Raw genomic sequence first — 14143 nt, forward strand, 5'->3', positions numbered from 1 at the left:
GTCTCCCTGCCTGTTCTTTGAGCGTGAAGAATCAATCTCCGGACGTCTTGAAGGTTTGCGACCGTGCGTTCGTCGCTTTTTGACCGACAAGCGGAAATTCTGATGATACGTCAAATTCATGACGACCATTCTTCAGACTTCAATTCCGTATGACCCGTTGGACAAACGCCCATTGCCAGGCATTCAGCCAGCAAGCATGGACAGCTGGTTGCACCACGATGATGCGTTCGCCGCCCAGATGCAAAGACGCGAGGACCTTTTGGTCAGTCATCGTTCGGATGTTCTGGCGATGGATGCAGGTGCTAAACCCGCTGCGCAGGAGTTGTTGGATCTTGTCCTGAACCAAGTCTATCCCGAGTGCACAGATCACGTCGCTCGCCCGGACGGGACAGGTGTTTCGATCGATCAGGATCAGCCATTGGATACGCTGTGCCGATTGGCGCAGGAAGATTTCTGCATCCTGCAAAAGCAGGGGGATGAACACGTGCTCACTGGAGCCATCCTGTGTTTTCCTGCCAGTTGGCGTTTATCCGAAAAATTCATGCGGCCCCTGATCGACATCCATCTGCCTGTTGACAGCTACAACGCCGACATCGCCCGGCGGGTTCAGCGTTTGTTTGACGGGATACAACCGGGGCGCCCTCTGTGGCGGTTCAATGCGCTGTGGTATGAGGACGCCGAGCTGCATCAACCCCGCAGCGCAAACGACCGGCGGGCCCCGCAGAAACCAGGACACGCGCGGTTCCTGCGAAGTGAGCGGCAGACGCTGTTGCGACTGCCTGAGACACAGGCCGTGGTTTTCTCAATCCATACATATGTTCTGGCGGCAGAGCAGGTGTCAAAAATGGAAAACCCCGCCTGATGGCGGGGCCTCCAAGGAGGGTCATTTCATACCAGGCTACATGCCCAGCGCGCTGGCAGCGCCCGCAAGTGCCCCGCTTGTGCTGAGAGCGGAGATCGCGACCGAATATACCAGCACCTGAGTGTTCAGGCGGAAGTCTTCGCCCCTTATCAGGTTCACAGCGGCCAAAGAGGCCGCAATCGGGACGGACACGCTTGCCACGGCACCCGTCAATCCCCAACTGGTCAGTCGGAGGATATCGCTGGGTTGCTCGTGGACGAGGGGGGGCGTGTCGTCCCGATCGGTAGGCTGCTCGATAGGTTCTGTCCGAAAAGCGATGCTGAGCAACTGCTCATCCGACAGCTGGATTGGCCGGGCTACTGGGGTCAGCGCCTTTTTTTCTGGCTCATCCAGGTCTTCTGCGTCAGTGACATTCAGTCCGGCAAACGGGCCTGTCACTGCCTCGAAAATCTGCTTTCTGTCACGCGGCCTGCTTGGGGCCAGCGTGTCAAATGCGCTCATGAATTGTTCGATAGTCAAAACGGTGTTGGGCGACAGCCATTCGACCCGCTGGGTCGCGCAGACGTCAACCATTCTGTAAAGGATTACGACCAGCATCAACTCGGTAACTTCGCTGTCATCCAATAGGGGGGAAACTGGAGTCACTGTGATCGTCAGCCGGTTATTCGGCAGGGTGACAATAGGTCTCTGGATTGTCTTCAGACCTGCAGCGCGGTTAAGGCGATCGAACCGGTCTTCGGTTTCGGCGACCTTGGTATCCAGCGTCAGGCGCACCAAATACTGGCTGGACACAATGCTTGCTTCGGTGTCGTTCTGCAGAGACTTACGCTCGACCAGGTGACCATAGTCCGCAAGGGTCTTGGCAACGATGTCGCTGAACCGCTCGACCGCGTTTTCGGCCTTACCGTTGAATTGCAGACCACCGTGATAGCTGTGCTTCGGAGTCACTGCGCTGTCCTTTGTCGCATCCTGTGTTTGGAAACAATCTAGCAAGCGATCTGGGGCAGATTTGGGCAAAAATGGAAAAAAATGAGAAATCGCGGGGATTGATTACGCTATGGAAACCTAGGCATTTTAAGGGCTTTTTGACGTCTGTGGCGACAATGTGGCCGAAATCGGGTGTAACTGCCGGAATCCCGAGCCTGCTTCAACCGTCGATTCGGGCAGCCATTATTGCAATGGATTGTTGGTAAACCGAGGCGGCATTCCACTGTTGAATGACAGCAAAGTTTGGCTGACCCTGTTGATAGCCGCGACCGGGTTTCCAGCCCTTCTTACGTAGAAAATTAGCGGTTGAGGCCAGAGCATCCGTCATATTGTAAAAGTCGACCTGACCGTCGCCGGTGGCATCAACCCCGTATTGCATGGCATTGCCCGGCAGGAACTGGGTGTGCCCAAGTTCGCCATGTTTTGCCCCTTTTGTCGCCGTCGTAATGCTGCCTTGATCGACCAGCTTCAGCGCTCCGATTGCGTGAGGAGTGAAAAAGTCGGACCTGCGGCAGTCGTAGGCCAGTGTTGTGATTGCGGAAACAACCTGACTGTCGCCCATGAAGTTTCCGAACCCGGTTTCCATACCGTGAATGGCGATCAGTACCCCGGCCGGTACGCCGTATTGGCGTTCTAGCGCTGCATAGAATTGCGGGTTGCGTGCTTTACGTTTGCGCCCCTGCGCCACGATGGTGTCTGCCCCGCGTACGCGCATGAACTTGTCCAAGGAATATTTAAAGCTTTTCTGATTGCGGTCCGCAGCGATCGTGCGCGTGGCGTACTGCGTTTGTGCCAGCGCCTGCAGCCCCTTCTTTTTGACGCCAGCACGCTTGGCCTGTTTCGCAAAGTCCTTTTTCCATGCTTCGAAGCCGTTACTGGTGTTTCCGCAAGGAGCGGCGGCTGCAACTGTGGGAAGGGACAGGGCAAGTATAAGAGCAAATCGCAGCATCAGTGAAATCCAGGCAAGTGAAATGTTATGGATAGGGTACGTGGCATTCGCTAATCCGAAAAGAGGTTAGTACAGGTCCAACTCTCCGGTACCTTTCAAGCTTTCAAACCACTCTTCAGGCGTTTTGTCTATCTTGGCGTGTTTGACCATCATCGCGTTCATGTTCGGTAACTCAGACGAATCCGGCCATTCCTCCGGCCGCCACAGGTTCGCGCGGATCACACATTTGGGGCAGTGTGCGAACACTGTCTCGACATGGATGACCAAGGCCAGTTTCGGCGAGCGGTTGTTTATCGCCATGCTATCCAGCAAGTCGCGATCTTTGCATAGACGGGCAGTGCCACGAAGGCGCAGAGTTTCCATCTTGCCCGGCACGAAGAATATCAGGCTGACGCGTGGGTCCAGCAAAATATTGTGGAACGTATCCACGCGCTTGTTGCCGGGTCGGTCAGGGATTGCGATCAGGGTGTCGGATAACACATTTACGAACCCTTCTGGATCACCTCGGGGCGAGATGTCCAGATGACCACCTGGATTGGCCGACGCAATCAGGCAGAATGTGGACTTGGCAATAAAGTCGCGGCACATCTGGTCCAGCCCGGACAGCTCTTTGGCGATGATCTGGGGCAGGGGCGCGCCAGTTATGCGCTCCAGTTCATCGCTCGAAGTCACGAAATCTGTGAATTGAGAAAAGGGGGCGTCTGATGACATGCGATCTCTCCTAACCGGGTGGGTCGAGTGTGAGAGATCGTACCAAACGAAACAAGGGCGCCCAAATGGACGCCCTTGAGTATTCTACCCTGAACCCGATCAGCAGCTGTAGTACATGCCGTATTCAACGGGGTGTGGGGTATGCTCGTAGGTTTCGACTTCTTCCATCTTCAAAGCGATGTAGCCGTCGATCTGGTCTTTGGTGAACACGTCACCCTGCAGCAGGAAGTCGTGATCCGACGCCAGCGCTTCCAGCGCCTCGCGCAGCGAACCGCAGACGGTCGGGATGTCGGCCAGTTCTTCGGCAGGCAGATCGTACAGGTTCTTGTCCATGGCTTCGCCCGGATCGATCTTGTTCTTGATGCCGTCCAGACCAGCCATCAGCAGAGCGGCAAATGCCAGGTAGGGGTTCGCCGCTGGATCGGGGAAACGAGCTTCAACGCGCTTGGCTTTCGGGCTTTCGGTCCACGGAATACGAACGCAACCCGAACGGTTACGAGCCGAGTAGGCGCGCAGAACTGGGGCCTCAAAGCCCGGGATCAGACGCTTGTAGCTGTTGGTCGCCGGGTTGGTGAAGGCGTTCAGCGTTTTGGCGTGCTTCAGGATGCCGCCGATGAAGTACAGTGCCTCATCCGACAGGTCGGCGTATTTGTCGCCTGCAAACAGCGGCTTGCCGTCTTTCCAGATCGACATGTTCACGTGCATGCCGGTGCCGTTGTCACCTGCGATGGGCTTCGGCATGAACGTGGCCGATTTGCCGTATGCGTGCGCGACGTTGTGGATGATGTATTTGTACTTCTGCAGCTCGTCCGCCTGTTTGGTCAGGCTGTCGAAGATCAAGCCCAGCTCGTGCTGGCACGAAGCAACCTCGTGGTGGTGCTTGTCGACCTTCATGCCCAGACGCTTCATGGTCGACAGCATTTCCGAGCGCAGGTCCTGCGCTTCGTCGATGGGGTTGACCGGGAAGTAGCCGCCCTTGACGCCCGGACGATGGCCCATGTTGCCCATCTCGTACTCGGTGTCGGTGTTCCACGACGCGTCAGTTGCATCAACTTCGTATGATACTTTGTTGATGCTGTTCGAGAAACGGACGTCATCGAACAGGAAGAATTCGGCCTCGGGCCCCATGTAAGCAACGTCGCCGATACCGGACGCCTTCAGGTACGCTTCGGCTTTCTGGGCGGTGCCGCGCGGGTCACGCTCATAGGCTTCGCCGGTGTCGGGTTCGACAACCGAGCAGTGCACGCAGATCGTCTTTTCCGCGTAGAACGGATCGACATAGGCGCTGTTGGTGTCGACCATCAGTTTCATGTCGGATGCTTCGATCGATTTCCAGCCCGCGATGGACGAACCGTCGAACATGAAGCCTTCTTCCAGGAAGTCTTCGTCAACCTGGTCGGCCATCAGCGTGACGTGCTGAAGCTTGCCGCGGGGATCAGTGAAGCGAACGTCGACGTACTCGGCGTCCTCGTCTTTGATCAGCTGAAGAACTGCGTCCTTGCTCATAACTTAATATTCCTCTGCTTTGAGTTTGTTACAGTGCTTCCGGGCCGGTCTCACCGGTCCGAATGCGAATGGCTTGTTCAACAGGCGAGACAAAGATCTTGCCGTCGCCGATCTTGTCGGTTTTGGCTGCCGCGACGATGGCGTCGATGGCCGCATCAACCTGATCGTCGTCCAGAACGACTTCGACCTTCACCTTGGGCAGGAAATCGACGACGTATTCCGCGCCGCGATACAATTCGGTGTGGCCCTTTTGACGGCCAAAGCCCTTAACCTCGATCACGCTAAGACCCTGGACGCCGACATCCTGCAGCGCCTCTTTAACCTCATCGAGTTTGAACGGCTTGATGATCGCTTCGATCTTCTTCATTCCGGGCTCCTGTTAACTCTTGTCAGATTGGCACTGACCACGTCTAAATTCGGGCGGCAATGTGATAGCGATATCGGCCCGAGCCGGGCGCTGAGAAAATGGGCGTCGGGTCAATTTTTGATCAACTTGCACAAAAAGTAAGCGAAACTGAATCGCCAGAGGATTTGAAATGACGGAATTGCTAACAGCGGCGCAGATGCGAGCAATTGAAACCGCGGCGATTGAGTTCGGTGAGGTGACCGGTCTGGAACTGATGGAACGCGCCGGTCGCGGTGTTGTCGACGCGATTTTCGAGGAGTGGCCTGAACTGTCAAGAACGTCTGGCACTGCCGTGGTTTTGTGCGGTCCCGGCAACAATGGCGGTGATGGGTTCGTCGTTGCGCGGCTGTTGAAAGAGTGGGGTTGGGAGATCGAGGTTTTTCTGTTTGGCGATCCGGAAAAGTTGCCGCCGGATGCGAAGGCGAACTGTGAACGGTGGAGCAAAATTGGAGATATCGAAGGCAGTAATCCAGTAGCGGGCGAATTGCTGAAAGCCGACTTTGACCTTGTTATTGACGCCGTGTTCGGAACAGGGTTGTCGCGACCGCTTTCTGGAGACGCCAAGGCGTTTTGCCGTGAGATGTTCAAGGTTGGCATTGATGTGGCTATCGATGTTCCCTCTGGATATTGTTCCGATAGCGGGAAGTTTCTGGACGAGGAAACACAGTTCTACGATGGACCCGAGGTCGTCGGTCTCATTGTAACGTTCGAACGCAAGCGGCTTGGCCATAAAATTGGCCTTTTGGCGGATCAGGCGGAAACGTTGAAGGTCAAGGAAATTGGAATTGCCGATTTTGTTCCGTCTTTTCGACGGAACTCTTCCATTCAATACGAGACCGGGAATTCCCGCTGGCAAGTGTCAGAAAAGTACCCTTCCAATCTCCGAACGAACAAAGCGATGCACAAGTACTCTCATGGTCACGCCCTGATTATTTCTGGTGACTCCGGAAAGACTGGCGCGGCGCGATTGGCAGCGCGCGGTGCTTTGCGGATTGGGGCCGGGTTGGTAACGTTGGGTGTCCCGCCGGCCGCGCAGATGGAAGTTGCGGCGCAGGTCACGGCCATCATGTTGCAACGGGTTGAGGGTGGTGAGGGGTTGTCCGATGTTCTCAACGACGAGCGGTTGAATGCGCTTTGTCTTGGCCCTGGTCTGGGATTGGAGCGTGCGCGGGCTTTGGTTCCGGTTGCTCTGGCTGCAAATCGGGCGACAGTTTTGGATGCGGACGCTTTGACCGCGTTTGCGGACGACCCTGCGGTTCTGTTTGACCAATTGCACGATAATTGCGTTCTCACACCGCATGGTGGAGAGTTCGCCCGGCTTTTCCCGGATGTTGCTGAGAAGTTGACTGCGGTTCCCACCAAAGGCCCAGCCTATTCCAAGGTCGACGCAACGCGTGAGGCGGCCACGCGGGCAGGATGTGTGGTTCTGTTCAAGGGGCCGGACACGGTGATTGCCGCGCCGGATGGGCGCTGTGCGATCAATTCGGCCCATTATGAGCGTTCGGCACCGTGGTTGGCGACGGCTGGCTCTGGCGATGTGCTCGCCGGGTTTATCACCGGGTTGCTGGCGCGAGGGTTCGCCCCAATGCAGGCAGCGGAAACGGCAGCCTGGCTGCATGTTGAATGCGCGCGCCAATTTGGCCCCGGGCTGATTGCCGAGGACTTACCCGAGCAATTACCTGCGGTTTTTCAAAGTTTGGCTAAATGACGCATGGGCGGAAATTAGCTGCTTTTTTCAGCGCTCGGCAAGAAATGGCCGCACGTATACGCATCAGTGCATGTCATTCCTTTTGAAAGACTTCGGACAGAGTGGCAGACTTGTACGTGGATTTTCCTACCAACGAAATCTTGGTGGCCAAATCTTTGATATGATTAAAATTTACTTTCTGCCGATTTGAGCCGTAAGGCAGAAACTCTAAACGCGACTAACTCGGTTCCTTGCGGAGTGGCCCGTCACATCGGTTTTTCTTTTGGCGGTTGCCACAAACGAAACGTTCAAGGTGAATAAAATGACAGTGAATTTGAAACTCCCCTCGGTTGCCGCTGTTCTGGCGATGACCACGGCGATCCCTGCTTCTGCTGAACTAAAGTACGAAAACAACAGCGGCGGTTATGTGGTGCTGTACGGTCAGCTCGATCCGGTGATCGTATCGGTCGATGACGGCCAGGAGACCGAGACCCGGTTGTTGGACAATGACCTGTCCAACAGCCGCGTAGGTTTGCGCGTCATGCAACCCTATGGCAGCAATGAGTTCATGTTCCGGTTTGAAACCGGTCTGGGTCTGCCAAGTACCGGGACAGCCAACCAGGATGGTACCAACACCAACGGTTGGAGCCGGGAAGATATCCGCCACGTCGATTTCTCACTCAAGGGTGGATACGGCAAGTTCTCTGCCGGTCAGGGCAGTATGGCCTCGGACGGAGCTGCCGAGACTGATTTGTCCTACGTCGGGACGGCTTTGTATTCTTTCACGAACGATGAAAACGGCGCTTTTTTCTACCGGGGAGCAGATGGTATCCTGAGTGGCATCACCGTTGGCGACTCGGCCAGCAACTTTGATGGCGCGCGTCGGGGCAGGGTCCGGTATGACACGCCCGATTTCAATGGCTTCTCAGCGGCGATTGCTTATGGTCAGAACATCCTGTCCAGCAGCGACGACGACGATTATTACGATCTTGCGGTCAAGTACCGGAACACTTTCACCAACGGTGTCGAGTTCGCAGCGAGCCTTGCCTACGCAGTAAGGGATTTCGACGGCCAACCCGGCGAGCGCAAGGATACCATCGGGTCCGCGTCGGTCCTGTTGCCCAGCGGGTTCAGCTTTACTGCAGCCCTCGGCACGCGGGACGATACCTCTACCGGCGCCAGCGACCCGGACTATTGGTACACTAAACTTGCTTATGAAGGGGATTGGGTGTCCTGGGGTAAAACCGGCGTTGGTATCGACTATTTCGACGGTTCTGATTTTGAAAATCAGGGGTCCAGCACCAAGTCCTGGGGTATTGCCGTTGTCCAGCGGATCGACGCGATCAACACAGACGCCTACCTGAAATACCGTAACCACGATTTCGACGACACGGTCGACTTTGACAAGAACGAAGCCTGGGTACTGGGTGCGCTCTGGAAGTTCTGACGACGTTTCCCCGTAAACTAACGGCGCCCCAGTCTGGCTGGGGCGTTTTTTTTGTTCAAATCGGCGGCAAAACAAGGCTGATCTGGCCATTGCCTCTTGCACGTAAGCGGCTGGGCAAATAGAAGGCGTCAAATTTGCCCGGCGCGCCGTTTTGCGCGCCCCGAATCCTATGGGGACTACCATAATGCAGGTTACCGAGACGCTGAACGAAGGTCTGAAACGCGGCTACAATATCATCGTATCCGCAGCCGAGCTGGACGACAAAGTTAACGAGAAACTGGTCGAAGCGCAGCCGGAAGTCGAAATGAAGGGTTTCCGCAAAGGCAAAGTGCCGATGGCATTGCTGAAAAAGCAGTTCGGTCAGCGCCTGTTGGGCGAAGCGATGCAGGAAAGCATCGATGGTGCGATGAACCAGCATTTTGAAGACAGCGGCGAGCGCCCTGCGCTTCAGCCTGAGGTCAAAATGACCAACGAAGACTGGAAAGAAGGCGACGACGTCGAGGTCGCAATGTCCTATGAGGCGCTGCCCGCGATCCCCGAAGTTGATCTGAAATCTGTCGAGCTGGAGAAGCTGGTCGTCAAAGCAGACGACGCAGCCATCGAAGAAGCCCTGAACAATCTGGCCGAAACCGCTCAGGATTTCAAAGCGCGCCGCAAGGGTTCCAAAGCCAAAGACGGCGATCAGGTTGTGATCGACTTCGTCGGCAAAGTTGACGGCGAAGAGTTCGAAGGCGGTTCGGCTGAAGACTATCCGCTGGTTCTGGGTTCCAACAGCTTCATCCCCGGCTTCGAAGAGCAGCTGGTTGGCGTGAAGGCCGAAGAAGTCAAAGACGTCAACGTTTCCTTCCCCGAAGAATACGGCGCAGAGCATCTGGCCGGTAAAGACGCCGTATTCACCTGCACCATCAAAGAGGTGAAGGAACCCGTTGCTGCAGAAGTAAACGACGAGCTGGCGACCAAGTTCGGCGCAGAAGATCTGGCCGCACTGAAAGGTCAAATCGCCGAGCGTCTGGAAGCGGAATATTCCGGTGCATCCCGCGCGGTTATGAAGCGTGGCCTGCTGGACGCGCTGGACGAGAAGGTCTCGTTCGACCTGCCTCCGTCGCTGGTTGAAGCCGAAGCCAAGCAGATCGCACATCAGCTGTGGCACGAGGAAAATCCGGAAGTGGAAGGTCACGACCACGCCGAGATCGAGCCCACAGACGAGCACAACAAGCTGGCCGAACGCCGCGTGCGTCTGGGCCTACTGTTGGCTGAACTGGGTCAGAAGGCCGAGGTTGAGGTCACCGACTCCGAGATGACCCAAGCGATCATGAACCAGGCACGTCAGTACCCTGGTCAGGAACGTCAGTTCTTTGAATTCGTGCAGCAGAACGCTCAGATGCAGCAACAGCTGCGCGCGCCGATCTTCGAAGACAAAGTCATCGACTATGTCTTTGAACTGGCTCAGGTCGCGGACAAAGAAGTCAGCAAAGACGATCTGCAGAAAGCCGTCGAGGCACTGGACGAGGAGTAATCCTCGTCCGCCCATCCCCATGGGCACAAAAAATACGGAGCCGTCTGGAAAAAGACGGCTCCGCTTGGGTGGCTTTAACCTATGAGGTGAGGGGGTCAGGCCTCATGAGCAAAAGCACGGGGGGTTCTTAGCAGAGCGGTCTTCTGCTCCGGCGTGAAGCGGTCCGAAAGCGCTTCGATCAGTTTCAGCACTGAATCAACTTCGGCTTTCGATGTTGCCGAACTCATCTGTTCGACAAAGTATTTTTCCAACTGCGTCAGAGGCTGGTGGTCATAATTCGCGGCACTTGGCTTGGCCTTTGCCCGTTCGACCAGTTCCAGAGCCTGTTCGTCGGTCAGGAAGACATCGTGTTCAATGTCGGCGTAATCCCGAATTCCAGCGATCCGTTCGTCCGAGCAATCCATCAACGCAGCCATGGCGACAACCTTACCCATCGGCTTGGCAGTTCCAAGATAATCGTAAGGCGCATTGCCGGATCGTTGCAGGACGCGGTTCATCACCGGGTCGATCACGGCGATAGAGTCCAGAACACCGGCCATCTTGGCATATTCGAACGAGCCGATCATTACCTCGCTGGTGACGTAAGAAACGGAGTTTTCTCCGCGTCCTCGCCCAAGCTTTTTGGTATCGACGCAAAACCGGGTTGCTTCCCAGACCTGCGCGCTGCGGATCGGCGGTTCGCCGTCCAGAATTGAATGAAAAACGTCGGACAGCATGTGTGGCCCGGTCGTTTGCAGTAGTCGCATGCACCCAACGACGTCCCCCTCGTCGTTGATGCTGACTACATGTGCTGGATGAAGGTCGTCAAAATGGTCGCGTTCGCGCCCATCGACAATGTTTACATCCCAACCAAGGCGGTCGCCGAAAACGCGCGCGCGCAGTTTGTACATCTCGTCCAAGACATGCTTAAACTTATTTTGGTTGATACCATCAATTACGATGATCATTTCCATCCCCCTACAGTCTGGTTACCGTAAGGATGACGTTAACTTAGATTTGAGCTAAGACTATTGGGGGTTTCCCGTATTTTTTAATCTTTTTTGATTATCCTGGGGCAATTAGGCCCAATCCAATAGCTCTTCCAATGGCTTGCGGTGTTGTCAACGCGCCCATTTTTTCGCGGCCAGACCGCATGTGAACTTCGACGGTTCGGTGTGAAATTGACAGGATATCACCGATGTCCTGCTGTGATTTTCCATCCGCAACCCACTGCAGGATCTCTTTCTCTCGCGTCGAAAGAGCTGGTAAATAGAGCGCTTTGGCCAACAGGCCAGACTGCATCACGGTATCATGCGCTGTAACTGCGGCCATCTGCAGGTCCCCCATCACATGTTTCTTCAGCTTTGCCCACTCGGAATCCGAGCAATTTCGGGTCACATTCAGCAGGCCACATTCCCCGTACGGGCCACGTACCGGAACGGTTAAGCCACGGGAAGTAATGCCAAAATCATGCGCATCCCGAAAAACCGAATGGAACTTTTCGTCGTGATTAAATCTGCCCCAGTCCACCGGAGCGATGCTGAGCGCAGATTGATACAAGGTCGGATCGAAATGGTGGAAACCTTGGCTGCCATAGTGAATCTTCCATTCGTCCGGGTAGTTGGCATATCCCTGAACATCACCCTTTACAGGGTTAAAAGTGGCGTAAGATGCGTAATCGAATCCCAATTCATCGCAGACAGCATTAATTATGTCGGCTGCCGACTTTTCCTCGTGGTCGATCGCGGCCAAGTCTATAAGTTTCACCTGTCCAACCTTTGCGGCGGCAAATCTTTCCCCAAAGAAATGCCAAGTCTGTCCATTTCACCGAATACGTTGCGTCAACTGTGGTGCCTGACGCAAGCTAATTATACATATCGCTTAAGCATAATGCGTGGTTATGGCAACAGAATACCTTAGCGATTGCATAAGTCATTATTGCAACCTTTACGCTAATGACAAGTTATATCCTTACCCAACGTCACTCTGACCTTAGGCCAGTTTCAACCAGCATCCCGGCGGCCTTCGCCTCGGGGTAGTAACCTTTGGCATAAAGGAAGATAGCCCGCTTCTGGTCGCCATCTGACAAGAGCCACGCCCCACGCAGGTATTTTCCGGCGAACTCCAGATTGGTGTCTGCATCCAACAAACCCTGTGCGTTGCCTTTGTACCCCATGGATCGCGCTGTCGCGGGTAGGATCTGCAGCAACCCGTAATAGGGGTTGTTGACCGCCCATGGCCGGTGCGTGCTTTCCCTTATGGCGAGCTTGTGCAACAGCTCGCGTGGCAATTCATAATGGTCAGCCCACTTGTTGATTGAGGCGCGCAATTCAGGGGTTTCGTTGGGGTATAGCGGCGGATCAAAAGGGGCATTGCGAGAGCTCTGCTTGCCATCCAGGCCACCGCAGGCAGCCAGGGCAGGTGCGCCGAGTAATGCAACAAGTAGAGCGCGTCGCGTGTAGTGGGGCATGTGTAGTCTCCGGATGGGGTTTGGGGCATGATAGTCCTGCCGAACGCAACCGCAAGCAGACAGCCAGCCCGCGTGCTGATTTATGCCGGGTCTCGCTGCGTCACAATCCGGTGCCAGAGTGTTCCTTATTGGTCAGCTCGGAAAGGCGGGTTGTCACATATCGACCTGGAACCACAAAATGATATCCGCAAACCAGATCTTGTTCACTGTCGCGCGAAACTGAACGGTGTTATTGATCCCCGGGTTCAGAACAGTTCCGGGGAAGGTCTCCCATAATCCACGAATGTCGCCGCCCGACATGGATGGGCCGTAGATAAAGGTATCGTTTATCTCGATCTGAAAGGCCCCTCCGGACGGCGTTGCCCAGGCTTTGAAGGCGAGGATCGGTTTCGCGCGGTTGGTTCCGATGATCAGGTTGGAAGGGATTGGGTCGCTGAAGGTCTGGCTTTCACCGGGGTTTACAGAAAAAGAGCCATCATTCACGACGATGTAGTTGCACAAGGATGCCATAGTGGTTTCTCCTGTCGGATCGCGATCCGCCCAGATGTGCGATCACGCAAATTGCTAATAAAATGAACTTCAAAAAAATGCGGCTGGGGCGGCAGGGGCCGCGTGACCGTAGGATAGCATAATTTCAATCCAAATTCCTGGTCGTGCCTGACGTCACTCTTTGTCACGGTCTGGGGTTCGAACACAAAAAAAGGCCGCGCCCTTCGGCGCGGCCAATCAATCTTTCAAAGGCAGCCGGATCAGGCTTTGGCTTCGTCTTCCTCAGCCAGGGCCTCTTCGGCAACCAAATCGTCATCGTCGGAAGCTGCGGAACCGATATCGTCGAACAGTTCGGCGATTTCGAATTCTGCGGCGGCCTCTTCTTCGGCAGCCAGTTCCTGGATCGACTTGCCCGAAGCCTGCAGTTCGGCTTCTTCTTGCGAACGGGCAACGTTCATTTGGATCTTGACTTCGACCTCGGGGTGCAGCTTGACCGCCAGCGAGTGCAGGCCAAGCTCTTTGATCGGAGCGATCAGAGCAATCTGCTTTTTGTCGACGGTGAAACCAGCTTCGGTTGCGGCATCTGCGGCGTCACGCGGGGTGACCGAACCGTACAGAGCACCAGCATCCGATGCCGAGCGGATCACGATGAACTGCTGACCGTCCAGCTTTTCAGCCAGAGATTCAGCTTCTTTCTTGGTTTCCAGGTTGCGCGCCTCAAGCTGCGCTTTTTGGGATTCGAACGACGCAATGTTGGCGTTCGAAGCGCTCAGCGCTTTGCCTTGGGGCAGCAGAAAGTTGCGGGCGTAGCCAGGCTTGACGTCAACGACGTCGCCCATCTGACCCAGTTTCGCAACGCGTTCCAGCAGGATAACTTGCATATCAGTCTCTCCTTACTTCACAGCGTAGGGCAGCAGGGCGAGGAAGCGGGCGCGCTTGATAGCACGGGCCAGCTCACGCTGCTTTTTCGCCGAAACGGCGGTGATGCGCGAGGGAACGATCTTGCCACGCTCAGAGATGTAGCGCTGCAGCAGACGGGTGTCTTTGTAATCGATCTTCGGCGCGTTGTCGCCCGAGAACGGGCAGACCTTGCGGCGGCGGAAAAATGGTTTTGCGGCCATGGTATATGTCCTT

At 55.4% G+C, this 14143-nt stretch carries 15 protein-coding genes; 4 read left to right on the plus strand and 11 right to left on the minus strand.

The window, feature by feature from the left end; genetic code table 11:
• The first annotated feature begins 118 nt into the window (after nt 1-118).
• On the plus strand, nt 119-862 hold the full coding sequence (locus tag AC2FFP_RS09740; protein ID WP_496777720.1) for a heme-dependent oxidative N-demethylase family protein: 744 nt from the start codon (nt 119-121) through the stop codon (nt 860-862).
• A gap of 36 nt (nt 863-898) precedes the next feature.
• Here AC2FFP_RS09740 and AC2FFP_RS09745 read toward each other — a convergent pair whose 3' ends face one another.
• The 5 genes from AC2FFP_RS09745 to AC2FFP_RS09765 form a co-directional block, all read right to left on the minus strand.
• Nucleotides 899-1810 (minus strand): hypothetical protein, encoded by a 912-nt coding sequence (locus tag AC2FFP_RS09745; protein ID WP_496723464.1) that lies wholly within the window; start codon nt 1808-1810, stop codon nt 899-901.
• A gap of 199 nt (nt 1811-2009) precedes the next feature.
• On the minus strand, nt 2010-2798 hold the full coding sequence (locus AC2FFP_RS09750; protein ID WP_496766959.1) for a lytic murein transglycosylase: 789 nt from the start codon (nt 2796-2798) through the stop codon (nt 2010-2012).
• Nucleotides 2799-2864: 66 nt separating this feature from the next.
• Nucleotides 2865-3509 carry an MSMEG_1061 family FMN-dependent PPOX-type flavoprotein gene (locus AC2FFP_RS09755; RefSeq protein ID WP_496723461.1) on the minus strand — a complete coding sequence of 215 codons (645 nt, stop codon included), beginning with the start codon at nt 3507-3509 and terminating at the stop codon, nt 2865-2867.
• A gap of 99 nt (nt 3510-3608) precedes the next feature.
• Nucleotides 3609-5015, minus strand: a complete 1407-nt coding sequence (glnA, locus tag AC2FFP_RS09760; protein ID WP_058277498.1) for a type I glutamate--ammonia ligase — start codon at nt 5013-5015, stop codon at nt 3609-3611.
• Between the two features lie 28 nt (nt 5016-5043).
• Nucleotides 5044-5382, minus strand: a complete 339-nt coding sequence (locus AC2FFP_RS09765) for a P-II family nitrogen regulator (protein WP_058274017.1) — start codon at nt 5380-5382, stop codon at nt 5044-5046.
• 169 nt (nt 5383-5551) lie between these two features.
• Here AC2FFP_RS09765 and AC2FFP_RS09770 point away from each other — a divergent pair, with 169 nt between their 5' ends.
• The 3 genes from AC2FFP_RS09770 (at nt 5552) to tig (ending at nt 10071) form a co-directional block, all read left to right on the plus strand.
• Entirely contained in the window at nt 5552-7129 is a 1578-nt protein-coding gene (locus AC2FFP_RS09770) for an NAD(P)H-hydrate dehydratase (RefSeq protein ID WP_496766961.1), read from the plus strand.
• 301 nt (nt 7130-7430) lie between these two features.
• Nucleotides 7431-8555, plus strand: a complete 1125-nt coding sequence (locus AC2FFP_RS09775; RefSeq protein ID WP_496766962.1) for a porin — start codon at nt 7431-7433, stop codon at nt 8553-8555.
• 184 nt (nt 8556-8739) lie between these two features.
• Nucleotides 8740-10071 (plus strand): trigger factor, encoded by a 1332-nt coding sequence (gene tig / locus AC2FFP_RS09780; protein ID WP_496740435.1) that lies wholly within the window; start codon nt 8740-8742, stop codon nt 10069-10071.
• Between the two features lie 95 nt (nt 10072-10166).
• Here tig and AC2FFP_RS09785 read toward each other — a convergent pair whose 3' ends face one another.
• From AC2FFP_RS09785 to rpsR, 6 genes are all read right to left on the minus strand, one after another.
• Nucleotides 10167-11018: an acyl-homoserine-lactone synthase gene (locus AC2FFP_RS09785; protein ID WP_496766963.1), complete on the minus strand. Its 852-nt coding sequence runs from the start codon at nt 11016-11018 to the stop codon at nt 10167-10169.
• Between the two features lie 97 nt (nt 11019-11115).
• Nucleotides 11116-11817, minus strand: coding sequence for a LuxR family transcriptional regulator (locus AC2FFP_RS09790; protein WP_058274014.1), 702 nt, complete (start codon nt 11815-11817; stop codon nt 11116-11118).
• 214 nt (nt 11818-12031) lie between these two features.
• A complete protein-coding gene (locus tag AC2FFP_RS09795) occupies nt 12032-12520 on the minus strand; it encodes a transglycosylase SLT domain-containing protein (protein WP_496766964.1) in 489 nt (162 codons plus the stop codon).
• A gap of 153 nt (nt 12521-12673) precedes the next feature.
• Complete coding sequence (locus AC2FFP_RS09800; protein ID WP_496766965.1) at nt 12674-13030, minus strand: hypothetical protein; 357 nt, start codon at nt 13028-13030, stop codon at nt 12674-12676.
• Nucleotides 13031-13269: 239 nt separating this feature from the next.
• Entirely contained in the window at nt 13270-13890 is a 621-nt protein-coding gene (gene rplI / locus AC2FFP_RS09805) for a 50S ribosomal protein L9 (protein ID WP_496766966.1), read from the minus strand.
• A 12-nt stretch (nt 13891-13902) separates the two neighbouring features.
• Complete coding sequence (gene rpsR, locus AC2FFP_RS09810; protein WP_005982441.1) at nt 13903-14130, minus strand: 30S ribosomal protein S18; 228 nt, start codon at nt 14128-14130, stop codon at nt 13903-13905.
• Nucleotides 14131-14143 lie beyond the last annotated feature (13 nt).

It is taken from the genome of Ruegeria sp. YTSC004 (assembly GCF_059609805.1).

What these genes read in the sequence shown, in the direction of transcription:
- AC2FFP_RS09750 (WP_496766959.1), bottom strand. Translation starts at nt 2,798, where the DNA reads ATGCTGCGATTTGCTCTTATACTTGCCCTGTCCCTTCCCACAGTTGCA.
- AC2FFP_RS09785 (WP_496766963.1), bottom strand. Translation starts at nt 11,018, where the DNA reads ATGATCATCGTAATTGATGGTATCAACCAAAATAAGTTTAAGCATGTC.
- AC2FFP_RS09795 (WP_496766964.1), bottom strand. Translation starts at nt 12,520, where the DNA reads ATGCCCCACTACACGCGACGCGCTCTACTTGTTGCATTACTCGGCGCA.
- AC2FFP_RS09740 (WP_496777720.1), top strand. Translation starts at nt 119, where the DNA reads ATGACGACCATTCTTCAGACTTCAATTCCGTATGACCCGTTGGACAAA.
- glnA (WP_058277498.1), bottom strand. Translation starts at nt 5,015, where the DNA reads ATGAGCAAGGACGCAGTTCTTCAGCTGATCAAAGACGAGGACGCCGAG.
- rplI (WP_496766966.1), bottom strand. Translation starts at nt 13,890, where the DNA reads ATGCAAGTTATCCTGCTGGAACGCGTTGCGAAACTGGGTCAGATGGGC.
- AC2FFP_RS09770 (WP_496766961.1), top strand. Translation starts at nt 5,552, where the DNA reads ATGACGGAATTGCTAACAGCGGCGCAGATGCGAGCAATTGAAACCGCG.
- AC2FFP_RS09775 (WP_496766962.1), top strand. Translation starts at nt 7,431, where the DNA reads ATGACAGTGAATTTGAAACTCCCCTCGGTTGCCGCTGTTCTGGCGATG.
- rpsR (WP_005982441.1), bottom strand. Translation starts at nt 14,130, where the DNA reads ATGGCCGCAAAACCATTTTTCCGCCGCCGCAAGGTCTGCCCGTTCTCG.
- AC2FFP_RS09765 (WP_058274017.1), bottom strand. Translation starts at nt 5,382, where the DNA reads ATGAAGAAGATCGAAGCGATCATCAAGCCGTTCAAACTCGATGAGGTT.
- AC2FFP_RS09800 (WP_496766965.1), bottom strand. Translation starts at nt 13,030, where the DNA reads ATGGCATCCTTGTGCAACTACATCGTCGTGAATGATGGCTCTTTTTCT.
- AC2FFP_RS09755 (WP_496723461.1), bottom strand. Translation starts at nt 3,509, where the DNA reads ATGTCATCAGACGCCCCCTTTTCTCAATTCACAGATTTCGTGACTTCG.
- tig (WP_496740435.1), top strand. Translation starts at nt 8,740, where the DNA reads ATGCAGGTTACCGAGACGCTGAACGAAGGTCTGAAACGCGGCTACAAT.